This window comes from Pseudomonas fluorescens, from assembly GCF_030344995.1.
Lineage (GTDB): Bacteria > Pseudomonadota > Gammaproteobacteria > Pseudomonadales > Pseudomonadaceae > Aquipseudomonas > Aquipseudomonas fluorescens_BF.
Genome location: NZ_CP128260.1, coordinates 990,666 through 1,006,906, shown reverse-complemented (window position 1 = coordinate 1,006,906; position 16,241 = coordinate 990,666). Strand labels below are relative to the sequence as shown.

14 protein-coding genes are annotated in these 16,241 nt (G+C 62.1%); 11 read left to right on the top strand and 3 right to left on the bottom strand.

The features are described from left to right. Window positions 1-67: 67 nt before the first annotated feature. The 3 genes from QR290_RS04465 to QR290_RS04455 form a co-directional block, all read right to left on the bottom strand. Window positions 68-439: a translation initiation factor Sui1 gene (locus QR290_RS04465; protein ID WP_064379228.1), complete on the bottom strand. Its 372-nt coding sequence runs from the start codon at window positions 437-439 to the stop codon at window positions 68-70. Window positions 440-625: 186 nt separating this feature from the next. Continuing rightward, window positions 626-1,183, bottom strand: coding sequence for an NUDIX hydrolase (locus QR290_RS04460; RefSeq protein WP_007951017.1), 558 nt, complete (start codon window positions 1,181-1,183; stop codon window positions 626-628). A gap of 3 nt (window positions 1,184-1,186) precedes the next feature. After that, window positions 1,187-2,254 (bottom strand): DUF2333 family protein, encoded by a 1,068-nt coding sequence (locus QR290_RS04455; RefSeq protein WP_007951018.1) that lies wholly within the window; start codon window positions 2,252-2,254, stop codon window positions 1,187-1,189. Between the two features lie 417 nt (window positions 2,255-2,671). On the opposite strand from QR290_RS04455, the gene gcbA reads away from it, so the two are divergent. From gcbA to purH, 11 genes are all read left to right on the top strand, one after another. Next, window positions 2,672-4,342 (top strand): diguanylate cyclase GcbA, encoded by a 1,671-nt coding sequence (gene gcbA / locus QR290_RS04450; RefSeq protein ID WP_085609200.1) that lies wholly within the window; start codon window positions 2,672-2,674, stop codon window positions 4,340-4,342. Between the two features lie 50 nt (window positions 4,343-4,392). Continuing rightward, the gene (locus tag QR290_RS04445; RefSeq protein WP_289204408.1) at window positions 4,393-6,339 is read left to right on the top strand and encodes a methyl-accepting chemotaxis protein; all 1,947 of its coding nucleotides are present in this window, start codon (window positions 4,393-4,395) and stop codon (window positions 6,337-6,339) included. Between the two features lie 58 nt (window positions 6,340-6,397). After that, window positions 6,398-8,155: a protein-disulfide reductase DsbD gene (locus QR290_RS04440; RefSeq protein ID WP_289204407.1), complete on the top strand. Its 1,758-nt coding sequence runs from the start codon at window positions 6,398-6,400 to the stop codon at window positions 8,153-8,155. A gap of 132 nt (window positions 8,156-8,287) precedes the next feature. Then, entirely contained in the window at window positions 8,288-8,743 is a 456-nt protein-coding gene (aroQ, locus tag QR290_RS04435) for a type II 3-dehydroquinate dehydratase (RefSeq protein ID WP_064593231.1), read from the top strand. A 24-nt stretch (window positions 8,744-8,767) separates the two neighbouring features. Continuing rightward, window positions 8,768-9,238 (top strand): acetyl-CoA carboxylase biotin carboxyl carrier protein, encoded by a 471-nt coding sequence (gene accB / locus QR290_RS04430; protein WP_064379210.1) that lies wholly within the window; start codon window positions 8,768-8,770, stop codon window positions 9,236-9,238. 17 nt (window positions 9,239-9,255) lie between these two features. Beyond that, entirely contained in the window at window positions 9,256-10,614 is a 1,359-nt protein-coding gene (accC, locus tag QR290_RS04425; protein WP_289204406.1) for an acetyl-CoA carboxylase biotin carboxylase subunit, read from the top strand. Window positions 10,615-10,780: 166 nt separating this feature from the next. Then, a complete protein-coding gene (prmA, locus tag QR290_RS04420; protein ID WP_289204405.1) occupies window positions 10,781-11,659 on the top strand; it encodes a 50S ribosomal protein L11 methyltransferase in 879 nt (292 codons plus the stop codon). Between the two features lie 30 nt (window positions 11,660-11,689). Continuing rightward, window positions 11,690-12,958 (top strand): DUF3426 domain-containing protein, encoded by a 1,269-nt coding sequence (locus tag QR290_RS04415; RefSeq protein WP_289204404.1) that lies wholly within the window; start codon window positions 11,690-11,692, stop codon window positions 12,956-12,958. A 185-nt stretch (window positions 12,959-13,143) separates the two neighbouring features. Continuing rightward, a complete protein-coding gene (gene dusB, locus QR290_RS04410; protein ID WP_011332261.1) occupies window positions 13,144-14,154 on the top strand; it encodes a tRNA dihydrouridine synthase DusB in 1,011 nt (336 codons plus the stop codon). Then, complete coding sequence (gene fis / locus QR290_RS04405; RefSeq protein ID WP_002555375.1) at window positions 14,151-14,471, top strand: DNA-binding transcriptional regulator Fis; 321 nt, start codon at window positions 14,151-14,153, stop codon at window positions 14,469-14,471. The genes dusB and fis overlap by 4 nt, the downstream gene beginning before the upstream one ends. Before the next feature lie 82 nt (window positions 14,472-14,553). Beyond that, window positions 14,554-16,161: a bifunctional phosphoribosylaminoimidazolecarboxamide formyltransferase/IMP cyclohydrolase gene (gene purH, locus QR290_RS04400; RefSeq protein ID WP_102688348.1), complete on the top strand. Its 1,608-nt coding sequence runs from the start codon at window positions 14,554-14,556 to the stop codon at window positions 16,159-16,161. The last annotated feature ends 80 nt before the right edge of the window (window positions 16,162-16,241 follow it).

Sequence of the window (16,241 nt, the reverse complement as noted above, 5' to 3'; positions counted from 1 at the left end):
TGGAAACGACGTCAGACCCAGGAACTCTGGAGCTGAATCAAGCCGCCGGTGGGTTTCACAGAGGCTGCTAGCCGCCGGACTTCTTCGCCTTGAAACCGTGCTTGACCAACTCGGCCAGGAGCAGCTCGACATGGTCGCCCTGAATCTCGATGACCCCGTCTTTCAACGCACCGCCGGTGCCGCAACGCTTCTTCAGCGTTGTCGCCAGCTCCTTGAGTGCGTCTTCGGCCAGGGGCACGCCGGTGATGGTGGTCACCGTCTTGCCGCCACGGCCCTTGCTCTCGCGGCGCACGCGGGCAATGCCGTCGCCGGCCGGGATCACGGTTTGCTTGCAGATACAGGCGTCCACCGGCTTGCTGCATTCCGGGCAATGACGACCTGCGTCGGTGGAAAATACCAGGCCGCCCAGGGCGGCGAAGGATGCGGCTTTTTTGGCCACCGGCAATCCTCTCGGGAGGACAAAGACTGATCGCAGCCTTGGGCAAGGCTATCGACCGCGAAGCCCCACTCAGGCAGGGGCAGCGCTACTGTGCCATGAGCTCCTGAAAGCGGGCCGGCACAGCTTGAAAAGGTCGCGCAGTGTAACGGCAAAAACGTCGATTGCTAAGTGCCAATCGGCGCCAATTTATGTGTTCTTTGCGACGTCGCTTTGTTGCGCCTTCAGATAGCGTTTCAACGCGGCCAGAGAGTCCGGGCAATAAGGCTTTTGCTGGATTTCCAGCATGACCTGCTCGACCGGAATGAAGCGCGCTTCGAGCACTTCCTCGGGCTGCAGGATCAGCGGCCCGTCCCACACCGCCGAAAACGCCGAGCACCACAGGCGATTGCCGGTGTCCTCGAAGTAGAAATGGTCGTGGGCCGTCAGCTCGACGCCGCTCACGCCCAATTCTTCTTCCAGCTCACGGGCCGCCGACTCGGCGTAGGTCTCGTTCGCCTGCACCATGCCGCCCGCCGCCACGTCCCAGTAACCGGGATAGATGGCTTTGCTCAACGTGCGCCGATGCACGCAGAGTTCACCGGCGGAGTTGAACAGCATGATGTAGGTGCCACGGCCGATCAGCCCGCGCTCGCGCAGGTCGGAACGCACCAGGGCGCCGAGCAGGTTGTCCTGCTCGTCGACCCAGGCGATCTGTTCGGCATCCGAGGCGGCGCGGTGGGCCGCCTCTTTGGCGCTCTCGTCCATGACTCAGCCCTGATTGAGCAGTTGGCGCAAATCGATCACGGCGGCGTTGGCCCGGGAAATATAGTTGGCCATGACCAGCGAGTGGTTGGCCAGCACGCCGAAGCCACTGCCATTGAGAATCATCGGGCTCCAGACCGGCTCCTGAGACGCCTCCAGCTCACGAATGATCTGACGCACGCTGACGGTCGCGTTCTTCTTCGCCAGCACGTCGGCGAAATCGACCTCGATCGCGCGCAGCAGGTGCGACAGCGCCCAGGCCTGGCCACGAGCTTCGTAGAACACGTTGTCGATCTGCATCCACGGAGTCTCGACGACTTCCTCGTCGACCTGCGGCACTTCACCCACCGCCGGTACTTCGGTTTTCAGCGCGGTGTTGAGCTTGACCCGGCCAACACTGGCCGACAGGCGTTGCGACAACGAACCGAGGCGGGTGCCGACATCGCCCAGCCAGTTGTTCAGGTTGTCAGCGCGGGCATAAAACAGCGCGTTTTTCTGGGTCGGGTCGGACAGGCGCGCCTGATAACGGCTCAGGGAATTGATGCCTTCCTGATATTCCGACTCGCTGGACGGCAGGATCCAGCTCTTGTTGTCGAAGTTGAAGCGCGGCTCGGCCTTGGCCAGGTCGGCGTCTTCAGCCGATTGCGATTGCGAGCGGGCGAAATCCTTGCGCAGGGCACGGGTCAGGTCGCGCACCTGCACCAGCACGCCGTATTCCCAGCTCGGCATGTTGTCCATCCACAGGCCCGGCGGGAAACGGTCGTTGGAAATGTAGCCACCCGGCTTGTCGAGCAACGTGCCGGCAACGGTTTTCAGGGTTTCGACGGTGGTGTAACCGACCACCATCTGCTTGCCTTCCTTCTCGGCGGCAACCTGAGCGTTCTGCGCCACGGGAAACAGCGCCGGCTCCTGGCTCCAGTACCAGCCAAGGGCAATAGTCACCAACAGATAAATGGCGACCAGCGTGGCCAGCGCCCGGCTGAACAACAGCCCGCCGACATAGCTGCGGGCGGCCGACTTGGGCTCGGCGGCACGTTCAGGCGCGCTGCCCGCGCGGTTCTTCCAGTCCAGCATGGCGATATCCTTTCAATCTTGGGTTCAACGGTTCGACCGCAACCATACAACAACGTGCCTCGACCCGGCACCCGTCAATATGTCTCACGACCCGACGCAAGGCTGGAACAGACCGCCCTAAGGGATTCCCCGATGGCGGATTCATTGCCACTGCGCCGCCGAGACCCGCAACGGCACGGCAAAAATACCCTGCCCCACCTTTCTCATCCTCCGATAAATTCACCGGTGTGCAGGTCAGCAAATGCCCGGCAGACGGGGCCTTCCCCGACGACCAGGTTCAAATTGAAACCCGGCAGTCAGAAACTGAATGATGCTGCATTGCAGATTATTGACGTACGACACTCATGTAAGGGAAAAGAGGTGCTAGCATAGAGCCACCAGTCGATCTCAGCATGCAGCCTAACTAGTAGTCAGGATATGACCGAGCCAGAAGACCCCAGCCGTGAGCGCCTCAAGCACCACTTTGCCCAGCGGGTAATTCATCAGGCACGTCAGATTCTTGAGATATGGCAGCGCCTGCAACGCAGTGAGTGGTCCACTGCCGATCTCGCCGAACTGAGCGAGGCCAATCTGCGCCTCCTGCGTTTTGCCGAGCGTTTCGAACAGCCCGAACACACGCAGCTGGCCCGCCACATCAGTCAGTCGCTGGAAGCGGTGGACGCCAATCGCGGACGCCTGAGCAGCGGCCTGATCACCGATCTCAACCGTTTGATGCAGCGCTTGTCGCGCACCGGCCTGCGCCATGGCGATCAGCTTGACCAGACCTTTCTGCCGCCCCTGCGCAAACCGATCTACGTGATGCTGCAGGATCACGACCGCGCCGAGCGGCTGGCCAAGCAGCTGGAGTTTTTCGGTCTGAGCGCCCAGGCGCTGGACAGCGTTTCCGCATTTCGCTCCTCGATGGTCGAGCGCCTGCCGGCCGCAATCGTCATGGACGTGGACTTCAGCGGTGCCGGCGTCGGCCTGAAACTCGCTGCCGAAGCCCAGCAAGGTCTGGAAGAACCGCTGCCGCTGCTGTTCTTCAGCCTGCACGAAACCGACACCCCGACCCGCCTCGCCGCAGTGCGCGCTGGTGGCCAGGAATTTCTCACCGGCACCCTCGAAGCTTCGAGCCTGCTGGAGAAGATCGAAGTCCTGACCTGCGTCGCCCAGTACGAACCCTATAAAGTGCTGATCATCGACGACTCCCGCGCCCAGGCCCTGCACACCGAACGCCTGCTCAACAGCGCCGGGATCGTCACCCGCACCCTGATCGAACCGATCCAGGCGATGGCCGAGCTGGCGGACTTCCAGCCGGACCTGATCATCCTCGACATGTACATGCCGGCCTGCACCGGCACCGAGCTGGCGAAAGTAATCCGTCACAACGACCGCTACGTCAGCGTGCCGATCATTTACCTGTCGGCCGAGGACGATCTGGACAAGCAGCTCGACGCCATGAGCGAGGGCGGCGACGACTTCCTGACCAAGCCGATCAAGCCGCGCCACCTGATCACCACCGTGCGCAACCGCGCCGCCCGTGCGCGCAACCTGAAAGCACGGATGGTCCGCGACAGCCTCACCGGCCTGTACAACCACACGCACATTCTGCAATTGCTCGAAGACTGCTCGTTCCGCGCCCGCCGCGAGAACAAGCCGCTGAGCTTTGCGATGCTCGACATCGACCACTTCAAGCGGGTCAACGACAGCCACGGCCACCCCATGGGCGACCGGGTGATCAAGAGCCTGGCGCTGTTCCTCAAGCAGCGTCTGCGCAAGACCGATTTCATCGGCCGTTACGGCGGCGAAGAATTCGCCATCGTCATGCCCGACACCGATATAGAAGCCGCGCACAAAGTGCTCGACGAAATTCGCCAGCGCTTTGCCGAGATCCACTATCCGGCCCAGCCGCAGGATCTGTGGTGCACCTTCAGCGCAGGCGTGGTCGAGATGCACGACGACTCCGACAGCCTGATGATGGCCAGCCAGGCCGACGAGGCGCTGTACCGCGCCAAGGGCGAAGGACGCAATCGGGTGCAGACCGCGCGGGACTCAAAGCAAAGTGCCACTTTTTCATCGGATTCGACCCAATCGGTCATAACCCTGTAACAGAACCGCAATAAATTCAGGCGCTTACCATTCTGCCGTTGGTAGCCGTCATGCGCCTGAAGTTGCTCACCAATCTCAATACTCTGTTGCTGGTCGCCGTCTGCGTGGCCCTCGGCGCCACGCTGTGGTGGTCGCAGAAAGCCCTCGAACGCCCGTATTTGTTGATGGAGCGTTACCTGGGACTGTCGCAGCAATTTCAGAATGACGTGGCACGCAACGTCGAGGATTACCTCGCCAGCGGCGACGCCCTGCGCCTGAGCAGCGCCAGCCAGGCCATCGATCATTTGCAGGAAGAACTCGGCGAGCTGCCGCCAGCCCTGGCCGACACCTTGCGCCCGAGCCTCACCAGCCTCGACGAATTCAGCAAAACCGACCTGCTGGCCGCCGGCAAACTGGCCGGCGATCCGCAGGCTCTGTTGTTGCAGGCCGAACGTGAGTTGAGCGCCAGCCTCGACCAGCTCAGCACCTACGCCGGCGGCAACGCGACCTATCTCACGCCCCTGCTGGTCGCCTCTCAACATCTGGGCAAACTGTCGCTGGCCCGGGACAAACTGGTCAGCAGCGGACGCAGTGAACTGGCCGCCGATGTCGAGCGCGAAGTCAGCAACATCCGCGCCCAGGCCCAGACAATCGATGCCCTGCCCTTGCTCGGCGTGGTCACCAGCAGTGAATCCGGCAGCGACGACTTCGCTGCGATGATGGGTATCGAAAACACAGAAAAAGCCGCTGCCGAAGATGCCGGTGTCGGTCTCAAACGCGAACTCAACAGCTTGCTCGGTCGTTACCCGGCGGAGCTGTCGCGCACCCGCGATCAGATCCAGAAACGCACTGACCTGAGCACCGCAACCCACCAGAAAATCGCCGCAGTGCAGCAAGCCATCGCCGGCCTCGAACCCGTGGTGCGCGCCCAGCACGGGCAGATCCAGGGCGAAGTGCGGCTGATGCAAGGCGTGATGATCGGCCTGATTCTGCTGATCGCGCTGCTGATCGACACCCTGCAGCGCCGTCTGGCCCGCACCCTGACCAACCTCGCCCCGGCGCTGTCGACCTGGGCCGAAGGCGATTTCAGCCGCGACATTCATCTGGGCAAGACCAACCGCGAACTGCACGACATCGAAGCCTCACTCAATCGCCTGCGCGCCTATCTGGTGGATCTGGTCGGGACGATTCGCGGCAATGCCGAGCAAGTGGCCGGCAGCAGCCGCACCCTCGCCGAGCTGAGCAATGACTTGCACAGCGGTGCCGAACATCAGGCCGGCGATACCGCGCTGATCCGTGATTCCCTTGGCGAACTGGAGGCGACCATCCAGCAAGTGGCCGGTGATGCACGCCAGGCCGCCGACGCCAGTCGTCATGCCGGACTGGCCGTCGAACACGGGCAACAAGTGATCGGCCAGAGCCTCACCGGCCTGCACGCGCTGGTCGGCGAAGTGCAAGGCAACGCACAGATGATCGAACACCTGGCCGAAGAGTCGGCAACCATCGGCGGCGTACTGACGGTGATCCGCTCGATTGCCGACCAGACCAACCTGCTGGCGCTCAACGCGGCGATCGAAGCCGCCCGCGCCGGGGAAATGGGCCGCGGGTTTGCCGTGGTAGCCGAAGAAGTACGCTCGCTGGCGCAACGCACCGCCGGCGCCACGGCGGAAATCCAGACCCTGATCGCCGGCCTGCAAACCGCCGCCCGGCAATCGGTCGAGGGCATGCGCGCGCAGGTCGAACACGCCGAGGCCACGGCCAATCAGGCGCAATCGGCGGACGGTGCGCTGGACAAGATTGTCGGCGCGATCCAGACCATCTCCGACACCGCGATCCGCATCGCCGACATCACCGCGCAACAGAGCGGCGCGGTCAGCGAGATCCGCGATCACAGCGAGCGGATTCACCAATTGGGCGGGGACAATCTGCTGCGCATCGGCCAGGGCCGCGAGCAAGGCGAGAACCTGCTGTTGCTGGGCGGCCAGCTGCACACCGCCGTGCAAGCGTTCCGCGTGTGACACACAGCGCAGGGCCAAGTCCGCTATCATTCCCGCACCTTTGATTCGCGAGATTGTCATGCGCCGTCTGCTCTGCCTGCTGTTTTTCGTCTTCGCCCTGCCGGCCGGCGCCGCCGGTCTGTTCGACAGCAAACCCAGCGCCACGCTGGGCTCGGTCAACAACAGCGCCGACTTCCTCCCGGTGCGCGAAGCCTTTCAACTGAGCCTGGTCGAGAGCACGCCGCAATCGGTCAAACTGCGCTTCGTCGCCACCGAAGGCTATTACCTCTACCGCCATCGCTTCCAGTTTCGTGCCGAGCCTGCCGAGGTGAAACTCGGCGCCGCACAACTGCCCCAAGGCGAACAGAAACACGACGAGTATTTCGGCGACGTCGAGGTCTACCACGGCATTCTCGACGTGGAAGTGCCCCGCAATGACTCCCGGGCGTTCACCCTGGCCGTCACCTATCAGGGCTGCGCCGACAAGGGCTTGTGCTATCCACCGGAAACCGAACGCCTGAGCATTGAGGGCAACGCAGCGACAAGTGACGCGTCCGCTCCGGTGACGGGTTGGGACTGGCGTGATCTGGCGCTGTTCTTCTTGGCGGGCCTGGGCCTGACCTTCACGCCTTGCGTACTGCCGATGCTGCCGATCCTGTCCGGCGTGGTGTTGCGCGGACAGGTCGGTGGTTTGCGCGGCTTCAATCTGTCGCTGGCTTATGTGCTGCCGATGGCCGCGTGCTTCGCGCTGCTCGGGGCCTTGATGGGGCTGTTCGGCGCGCAACTGAATTTGCAGGCACGGCTGCAATCGGCGTGGGTGCTGGTGCCGTTCGCGATGTTTTTTGCGGTGTTCGCGCTGGCAATGTTCGGCGTGTTCGAGCTGAAACTGCCGCACTTCATCAGCAGCCGCCTCGACAGGATCGCCGGGCGCACCGAAGGCGGCTCGCTGTGGGGCGCGGCGGTATTGGGCGTGGTGTCGAGTCTGCTGGTATCGCCGTGCGTTTCCGCACCGCTGGCCGGTGCGTTGCTTTATATAAGCGCCAGTGGCGATGCGCTGGGCGGTGGCTTGAAGCTGTTCATGCTCGGGCTGGGCATGGGCGCGCCGCTGTTGCTGGTCGCCACCGGCGGCGCGGCGTGGCTGCCGAAAAGCGGGCCGTGGATGATGTACGTGAAGAACGGCATCGGTGTGTTGCTGCTCGGGCTGGCGATCGGCTTGCTCAGCCGGGTGTTGCCGGGGCAGATCACGCTGCTGCTGATCGGCTTGCTGGCCGGTGGCGTCGCCCTGTTCCTCGGCGCTCTGGAATTCGTCTACAAACCGCCGCGCAAACGCCTCGGCCAGTTGCTCGGCATGTTCCTGCTGTTTTATGCGCTGGCTTGCTGGTATGGCGCATTCAGCGGGCAGACCGACCCGCTGAATCCGATAGCCCCGGCACGCCTTGCCGACAGCGGCTCGACCGCACAAAACAGCGGTTCGTGGCAGACCGTCAGCACCCCGGCAGAACTGGACCGGGTGCTGCTCGAAGCGAAAACCGCCGGCACCCCGCTGCTGCTCGACTGGTACGCCGACTGGTGCATCAGCTGCAAAGTCATCGAACACGAAGTGCTCAATGACGCCACGGTCGTGGATCGGCTCAAGGGCTATCGGCTGATTCGTTTCGACATCACCGCCAGCAATGCCGAACAGCGCACCCTGCTCGACCGCTACAGCCTGTTCGGCCCACCGGCGCTGATGTTCTTCGGCAAGGACGGGGTGGAACGTCGCGATGTGCGGGTGATCGGCGAGATCAACGCAAGCGACTTCGCCGAACGTGTCGCCAAAGCGAATGACCGGATTTAATCACTCAGTCACATATTTTGCGCAAACATCGGTCATCGTGCTGGCTATTGCAGAGAACTGGACAGTCACAAAGTCTTTGCGGCATAGTCGCCGGGTTCTGACGAAGGCTCACCCATAACAAGGAACACGCAGATGGCAACGCTACTGGTGCTGCACGGCCCCAACCTGAACCTGCTCGGCACCCGGGAACCCGGGACCTACGGGTCGACCACCCTGGCGCAGATCAATCAGGATCTGGAACGCCGCGCCCGTGAAGCCGGCCATCATCTGCTGTATCTGCAAAGCAACGCCGAGTACGAATTGATCGACCGCATCCACGCCGCACGCGGCGAGGGCGTGGACTTCATTCTGATCAACCCGGCAGCATTTACACACACAAGTGTCGCATTACGTGACGCGCTGCTGGGAGTGAGCATCCCATTCATCGAAGTGCATTTGTCCAACGTGCACAAACGCGAACCTTTCCGCCATCACTCTTACTTCTCCGATGTAGCGGTAGGAGTGATCTGCGGCCTTGGCGCCAGCGGTTATCGACTGGCCCTGGAGGCTGCACTAGAGCAGCTTGAACACCAAGCTATACGCCCCTGACCGACCCTTGGGAGTTGATGATTCATGGATATCCGTAAAGTTAAGAAACTGATCGAATTGCTGGAAGAGTCCGGCATCGACGAGCTCGAGATCAAGGAAGGCGAAGAGTCCGTACGCATCAGCCGTCACAGCAAGACCCCGGCGCAGCAGTACTACGCACCGGCTCCGATGCAGGCTCCGGCCGCTGCACCTGCCGCCGCTGCCGCTCCGGTTGCTGCTGCAGCCGCTGCTCCAGCTGCCGCTGCTGCTCCAGCGCTGAACGGCACCGTTGCCCGTTCGCCGATGGTCGGCACCTTCTATCGCAAATCTTCGCCAACCTCGCCGTCCTTCGTTGAAGTCGGCCAGACCGTGAAGAAAGGCGACACCCTGTGCATCGTCGAAGCCATGAAGATGATGAACCACATCGAAGCTGAAACCAGCGGTGTGATCGAGTCCATCCTCGTCGAAGACGGCCAGCCGGTTGAGTACGACCAACCGCTGTTCACCATCGTTTGAACTGCGGAGAGCCTTTGATGACTGCGAAGTTGGAAAAAGTTCTGATCGCTAACCGCGGTGAGATCGCCCTGCGGATTCTGCGTGCCTGCAAAGAGATGGGCATCAAGACCGTCGCCGTTTACTCCAAGGCCGACAAAGAGCTGATGCACCTGGGTCTGGCAGACGAATCCGTCTGCATCGGCCCGGCTTCTGCCGCGCAATCCTACCTGCACATCCCGGCAATCATTGCGGCCGCTGAAGTGACTGGCGCCACCGCCATTCACCCAGGCTACGGTTTCCTCGCGGAAAATGCTGATTTCGCCGAGCAGGTCGAGAACTCCGGCTTCGCCTTCATCGGCCCGAAAGCCGAAACCATTCGCCTGATGGGCGACAAGGTATCGGCCAAGCACGCGATGATCGAAGCGGGCGTGCCAACCGTTCCTGGTTCCGACGGCCCGCTGCCGGAAGACGAGGAAACGGCGCTGCGCATCGGTCGTGAAGTCGGCTATCCGGTGATCATCAAGGCCGCCGGCGGCGGTGGTGGTCGCGGCATGCGTGTGGTGCACAAGGAAGAGGACCTGATCGCCTCGGCGAAACTGACCCGCTCCGAAGCTGGCGCGGCGTTCGGCAACCCGATGGTCTATCTGGAAAAATTCCTGACCAACCCGCGTCACGTCGAAGTGCAGGTTCTGTCCGACGGCCAGGGCAACGCCATCCATCTGGGCGACCGCGATTGCTCGCTGCAACGCCGCCACCAGAAAGTTCTCGAAGAAGCGCCGGCACCGGGCATCGACGAGAACGCGCGCAAGGAAGTCCTGGCTCGCTGCGTCAAGGCGTGCATCGACATCGGCTACCGTGGCGCCGGCACCTTCGAGTTCCTGTACGAGAACGGTCGTTTCTACTTCATCGAAATGAACACTCGTGTTCAGGTGGAGCACCCGGTTTCGGAAATGGTCACCGGTATCGACATCGTCAAGGAGATGCTCAGCATCGCCGCTGGCAACAAGCTGTCGTTCACTCAGGATGATGTGGTTATCCGCGGTCACTCGCTGGAATGCCGGATCAACGCCGAAGACCCGAAAACCTTCATGCCGAGCCCGGGTACGGTCAAGCATTTCCACGCGCCAGGCGGCAACGGCGTTCGCGTCGATTCGCACCTGTACAGCGGTTATGCCGTTCCGCCGAACTACGACTCGCTGATCGGCAAGCTGATCACTTACGGCGCGACCCGCGACGAAGCCATGGCCCGCATGCGCAATGCCCTGGACGAAATCGTGGTCGACGGGATCAAGACCAACATCCCGCTGCACCGTGATCTGACCCGTGACGAAGGCTTCTGCAAAGGGGGCGTGAACATTCACTACCTCGAGCACAAGCTGGCTGGCGACAAGCACTAAGCTTCAGCCCGCACCAGACAAGGCCGCCTTCGGGCGGCTTTGTTGTTTCCGAAGGTTTCATCTGCTCACACATTCCCCGCTCCCACAAAACCGTCGCGCTCGCGTAAACTTGCGCGCTTCTCGCAGGCCGCTAGGCTGCAATCAATCTTTTTCACAGGTGCCCGCCATGCCTTGGCTGCAAGTAAGACTCGCCATCAGCCCGGAACAAGCCGAAACCTACGAAGACGCTTTCCTTGAAGTCGGCGCCGTTTCGGTGACCTTCATGGATGCCGAAGATCAGCCGATCTTCGAACCGGAACTCAACACCACCCCGCTGTGGGCGCACACCCATTTGCTGGCCCTGTTCGAGGGCGGCACCGAAGCCGCCCCGGTACTGGCCCATCTGGAACTGCTGACCGGCAGCCCGCTGCCCGAGCATCACAGCGAAGTGATCGAAGACCAGGACTGGGAACGCAGCTGGATGGATGGTTTCCAGCCGATGCGTTTCGGCCAGCGTCTGTGGATCGTGCCGAGCTGGCACGCCGCACCGGAGCCGGACGCAGTCAACCTGCTGCTGGATCCGGGCCTGGCATTCGGCACCGGCACTCACCCGACCACCGCCCTGTGCCTGGAATGGCTGGACGGCCAGGACCTGAAAGGTTGCAACGTGCTGGACTTCGGTTGCGGCTCCGGGATTCTGGCGATTGCCGCCCTGCTGCTCGGCGCGAAAGAAGCCGTGGGCACCGACATCGATGTGCAGGCACTCGAAGCATCCCGCGACAACGCCGGGCGCAACAACATCGCAGACGAACTGTTCCCACTGTACCTGCCGCAAGACCTGCCTCAGGTCAAAGCCGACGTGCTGGTGGCCAACATTCTGGCCGGTCCGCTGGTTTCCCTGGCGCCGCAACTGTCCGGCCTGGTCAAGTCCGGCGGGCGCCTGGCACTGTCCGGGATCCTCGCCGAACAAGGTGACGAAGTCGCTGCCGCCTACGCACAGGACTTCGATCTCGACCCGATCGCCAATCGTGATGGCTGGGTGCGCATCACCGGCCGTCGGCGCTAGAATGACCGCCTGCTCAATCCGGATCGCCGCATGACCGACAGCTTCGTCACCCAGTGCCCGCATTGCCAAACCAGTTTCCGCGTCAGCCACGCCCAGTTGAGCGTGGCCCGCGGGGTGGTTCGTTGCGGCTCCTGCCTGCAAGTGTTCAATGCCGCCAAGCAATTGCTGGAGCAACACGCAGGCAAGGAAGCGGTCACGCCGGTGGCGCCGTCAATCAGCGAGCCGGCGCCGATCAGCGAGCCGGCGCCTGTTGAGCCACCGGCCATCGTCGAAACGCCCGAACCGCGTGCCATCAGCCAGAAGCAATGGAGCGCCGCCGAGCTGGATCTGGACAGTCTGGATCTGGACGAAGAGCTGGCTCGCCTTGAACAGCGGGAAATCCAGCCGACCATCGAGTTCGGCCGTCCACGCGAAGACGCCCTGAGCGCCCGCCGCGACAGCCACGAACCGGAAGACACGACGTGGCCGGACAGTCTGTTCAGCGAACCGGCGGATGAACGCTCACCCGAAGTCGAAGAGGCACCCGAAGCCGTCGAACCCGAGCTGCCCCGACCGGAGCGCACCGAACCGTCGCTGTCGCTGGAACCGGTGGATCTCGATGACGAACCGCCAATTCCGCAACTGCGCCTGCACGATCCGATCGACCCGAATGCCCGCCGCGAACGCCTGTCGGCCAGCGACGACGTCGACGACGAACTGCCACTGAGCGAACCTGCGCGCAAAAAGCGCGAACGTGTCGAATCCAGTGTTCGCGCCGAAGCCTTGCAGGATCTGACCGACGATCCGCTGCAACTGGACTGGCAGAAACGCCGCTCGCCGTGGGGCCGTCGTCTGCTCTGGCTGTTGCTGATCCTGCTGGCCGCCGCCGGGCTGGGCGGACAGTACATCGCCTATCACTTCGATGAGCTGGCCCGCCAGGATCAGTACCGACCGTGGTTCCAGCAGCTGTGTCCGCAAATCGGCTGCACGGTGCCGTCCAAAGTGGATATCGCCAAGATCAAAAGCAGCAACCTGGTGGTGCGCAGCCACCCGGAATTCAGTGGTGCGCTGGTGGTGGACGCGATCATTTATAACCGCGCGCCGTTCTCGCAGCCATTTCCGCTGCTGGAGTTGCGCTTCGCCGACCTCAACGGACACCTGATCGCCAGTCGTCGCTTCAAACCCGGCGAATACCTCAACGGCGACCTCGAAGGCATGGCGGAAATGCCGCCGCAGACGCCTATCCACATCGCCCTGGACATCCTCGATCCAGGCCCGAAAGCCGTGAACTACAGCCTGAGTTTCCACTCGCCCGAGTGAAACGCTTCACCGCTCCCGGATTGACGGCAGTTTTCTGACTGCGCAGCGCACGACCAAACCGGCGGTAATAACAGAATAACTGTTCAGATTTTGTTCAATTCAGCCTTTATCCAGTCATCGAGAGCGGGTATCATGCCAACCCTTTTTCGAACTCTCATGATCCGGCCCCACTTCAGGGAAGTCCTATGTCGGCGGTACGCATCGGCCCATATACATTGCAGAACGGCTTGATCCTCGCCCCGATGGCGGGTGTCACCGACCAGCCCTTTCGTCAGCTGTGCAAGCGTTTGGGCGCAGGGCTTGTAGTCTCGGAAATGGTCACCAGTGACATGAGCCTGTGGAACACCCGCAAGTCGCGCATGCGCATGATCCACGAAGGTGATCCCGAGCCACGCTCGGTACAGATCGCCGGTGGCGATGCGCAGATGCTGGCGGATGCGGCCCGGGCCAACGTCGAGCTGGGCGCACAGATTATTGATATCAACATGGGCTGCCCGGCGAAGAAGGTCTGCAACAAGGCTGCCGGCTCCGCGTTGTTGAAGGATGAGGCACTGGTTACCGAGATCCTGAACGCCGTCGTGGCGGCAGTTGATGTGCCGGTGACCCTGAAGATCCGCACTGGATGGGATCGCGACAACAAGAACGGCCTGACCGTGGCGAAGATCGCCGAGCAGGCCGGGATCACGGCGCTGGCGGTGCATGGCCGCACCCGCGCCGACCTGTACACCGGTGAAGCCGAATACGACACCATTGCCGCGATCAAGCAGGCGGTGTCGATTCCGGTCTTTGCCAACGGCGACATCGTATCGCCGGAAAAGGCCCGCTACGTGCTTGACGCGACCGGTGCCGATGGCCTGTTGATCGGCCGGGCTGCCCAGGGGCGGCCATGGATTTTTCGCGAGATCGAACACTTCCTGCGTACCGGCGAAAAACTGCCGGCGCCGGAGCTGATCGAGGTGGAACGCATTCTGCTTGAGCATCTGGCCGCCCTTCACGCCTTCTATGGGGACGTGATGGGTGTGCGAATTGCCCGCAAGCATGTGGGCTGGTATCTCGCAACCTTGCCGGGCGCCAGGGAATTTCGCGCCCACTTCAATCGTTTGGATGGTACGGAAACACAATGCGCCAACGTTCGGGAGTTCTTCGCCGAACGTTACAAGAGCCTGACAGGGGACGGAGAAGGGGTGGCCGCATGACGATGATGACCGAGACTTTAGTGAGTGGAACAACACCCGTGAGCGACAACGTGAATTTGAAACAGCACCTCAATACCCCGAGCGAAGAAGGCCAGACCCTTCGCGGGAGTGTCGAGAAGGCGCTGCACAATTATTTCGCCCACCTTGAGGGCGCGTCCGTCACGGACGTGTACAACCTGGTGCTCTCCGAAGTCGAGGCTCCCCTGCTCGAAAGCGTGATGAACTACGTCAAGGGCAACCAGACCAAGGCCAGCGAGCTGCTCGGACTGAACCGCGGCACGCTGCGCAAGAAACTCAAGCAGTACGATCTGCTGTAAGCATTCAATCAAACCAGAAAGGCGCCCGCGTAAAACCGGTCGCCTTTTTTGCTGACTTCCCTTGCTTTTGATGGAAATTGAGATGACCGACCAGACTACCCGCCTGCCGATCCGCCGCGCCTTGATCAGTGTTTCCGACAAGACCGGGATCCTCGAATTCGCCAGGGAGCTGGAAGCCCTGGGCGTGGAAATCCTTTCCACCGGCGGGACCTTCAAGCTGCTGCAGGACAACGGCGTGGCCGCAGTGGAAGTCGCGGATTACACCGGTTTCGCAGAAATGATGGACGGTCGGGTGAAAACCCTGCACCCGAAAATCCACGGCGGGATCCTCGGTCGTCGCGGTATCGACGATGCCATTATGAACGAGCACGGCATCAAGCCGATCGATCTGGTAGCCGTCAACCTGTACCCGTTCGAAGCCACCATCAGCAAGCCAGGCTGCGACCTGCCGACCGCCATCGAGAACATCGACATCGGCGGCCCGACCATGGTCCGTTCGGCCGCGAAAAACCATAAAGACGTGGCCATCGTGGTGAATGCCAGCGATTACGCCAACGTCCTGGAAAACCTCAAGGCCGGCGGCCTGACCTACGCTCAGCGTTTCGACCTGATGCTCAAGGCGTTCGAACACACCGCCGCCTACGACGGCATGATCGCCAACTACATGGGCACCGTGAACCAGGCCGCTGACACCCTCAGCACCGAAGGTCGCAGCGAATTCCCGCGCACCTTCAACAGCCAGTTCATCAAGGCCCAGGAAATGCGCTACGGCGAGAACCCGCACCAGAGCGCGGCGTTCTACGTTGAAGCCAAGCCTGCCGAAGTCGGCATCGCCACCGCGACCCAACTGCAAGGCAAGGAACTGTCGTACAACAACGTGGCCGACACCGACGCCGCGCTGGAATGCGTGAAGAGCTTCGTCAAACCGGCCTGCGTGATCGTCAAGCACGCCAACCCGTGCGGCGTGGCCGTGAGCCCGGACGCCGAAGGCGGAATCCGTCAGGCTTACGAACTGGCCTACGCCACTGACACCGAATCCGCGTTCGGCGGCATTATCGCCTTCAACCGCGAACTGGATGCCGAAACCGCCAAGGCGATCGTCGAGCGTCAGTTCGTTGAAGTGATCATCGCCCCAAGCGTCAGCGAAGAAGCCCGCGCCATTGTTGCAGCCAAGGCCAACGTGCGCCTGCTGGCCTGCGGCGAGTGGTCGGCGGATCGCGTTCCTGCCTGGGACTACAAGCGCGTCAACGGCGGTCTGCTGGTACAGAGCCGCGACATCGGCATGATCGGCGCCGACGACCTGAAAGTGGTGACCAAGCGCGCCCCGACCGAACAGGAAGTCCACGACCTGATCTTCGCCTGGAAAGTGGCCAAGTTCGTCAAATCCAACGCCATCGTCTACGCCAAGAACCGTCAGACCATCGGTGTCGGCGCCGGCCAGATGAGCCGCGTGAACTCCGCGCGTATCGCTGCGATCAAGGCTGAGCACGCCGGTCTGCAAGTGGCCGGTTCGGTAATGGCTTCGGACGCGTTCTTCCCGTTCCGCGACGGTCTGGACAATGCGGCCAAGGTCGGTATCACTGCGGTGATCCAGCCAGGTGGCTCGATGCGTGATGCCGAGGTGATTGCTGCCGCTGATGAAGCCGGTATCGCCATGGTTTTCACCGGAATGCGCCACTTCCGTCACTAATCAGACAACGGCCGCACTGAAGCCGGCATCTGCTGCGTTGGAGCCGACCTCGATGATGCTCATTGCCAAAAGGCAACTCC

Coding starts and splice junctions, on each gene's coding strand:
- QR290_RS04460 (WP_007951017.1), bottom strand. CDS start 1,183: ATGGACGAGAGCGCCAAAGAGGCGGCCCACCGCGCCGCCTCGGATGCC.
- QR290_RS04455 (WP_007951018.1), bottom strand. CDS start 2,254: ATGCTGGACTGGAAGAACCGCGCGGGCAGCGCGCCTGAACGTGCCGCC.
- gcbA (WP_085609200.1), top strand. CDS start 2,672: ATGACCGAGCCAGAAGACCCCAGCCGTGAGCGCCTCAAGCACCACTTT.
- QR290_RS04445 (WP_289204408.1), top strand. CDS start 4,393: ATGCGCCTGAAGTTGCTCACCAATCTCAATACTCTGTTGCTGGTCGCC.
- QR290_RS04440 (WP_289204407.1), top strand. CDS start 6,398: ATGCGCCGTCTGCTCTGCCTGCTGTTTTTCGTCTTCGCCCTGCCGGCC.
- aroQ (WP_064593231.1), top strand. CDS start 8,288: ATGGCAACGCTACTGGTGCTGCACGGCCCCAACCTGAACCTGCTCGGC.
- accB (WP_064379210.1), top strand. CDS start 8,768: ATGGATATCCGTAAAGTTAAGAAACTGATCGAATTGCTGGAAGAGTCC.
- accC (WP_289204406.1), top strand. CDS start 9,256: ATGACTGCGAAGTTGGAAAAAGTTCTGATCGCTAACCGCGGTGAGATC.
- prmA (WP_289204405.1), top strand. CDS start 10,781: ATGCCTTGGCTGCAAGTAAGACTCGCCATCAGCCCGGAACAAGCCGAA.
- QR290_RS04415 (WP_289204404.1), top strand. CDS start 11,690: ATGACCGACAGCTTCGTCACCCAGTGCCCGCATTGCCAAACCAGTTTC.
- dusB (WP_011332261.1), top strand. CDS start 13,144: ATGTCGGCGGTACGCATCGGCCCATATACATTGCAGAACGGCTTGATC.
- fis (WP_002555375.1), top strand. CDS start 14,151: ATGACGATGATGACCGAGACTTTAGTGAGTGGAACAACACCCGTGAGC.
- purH (WP_102688348.1), top strand. CDS start 14,554: ATGACCGACCAGACTACCCGCCTGCCGATCCGCCGCGCCTTGATCAGT.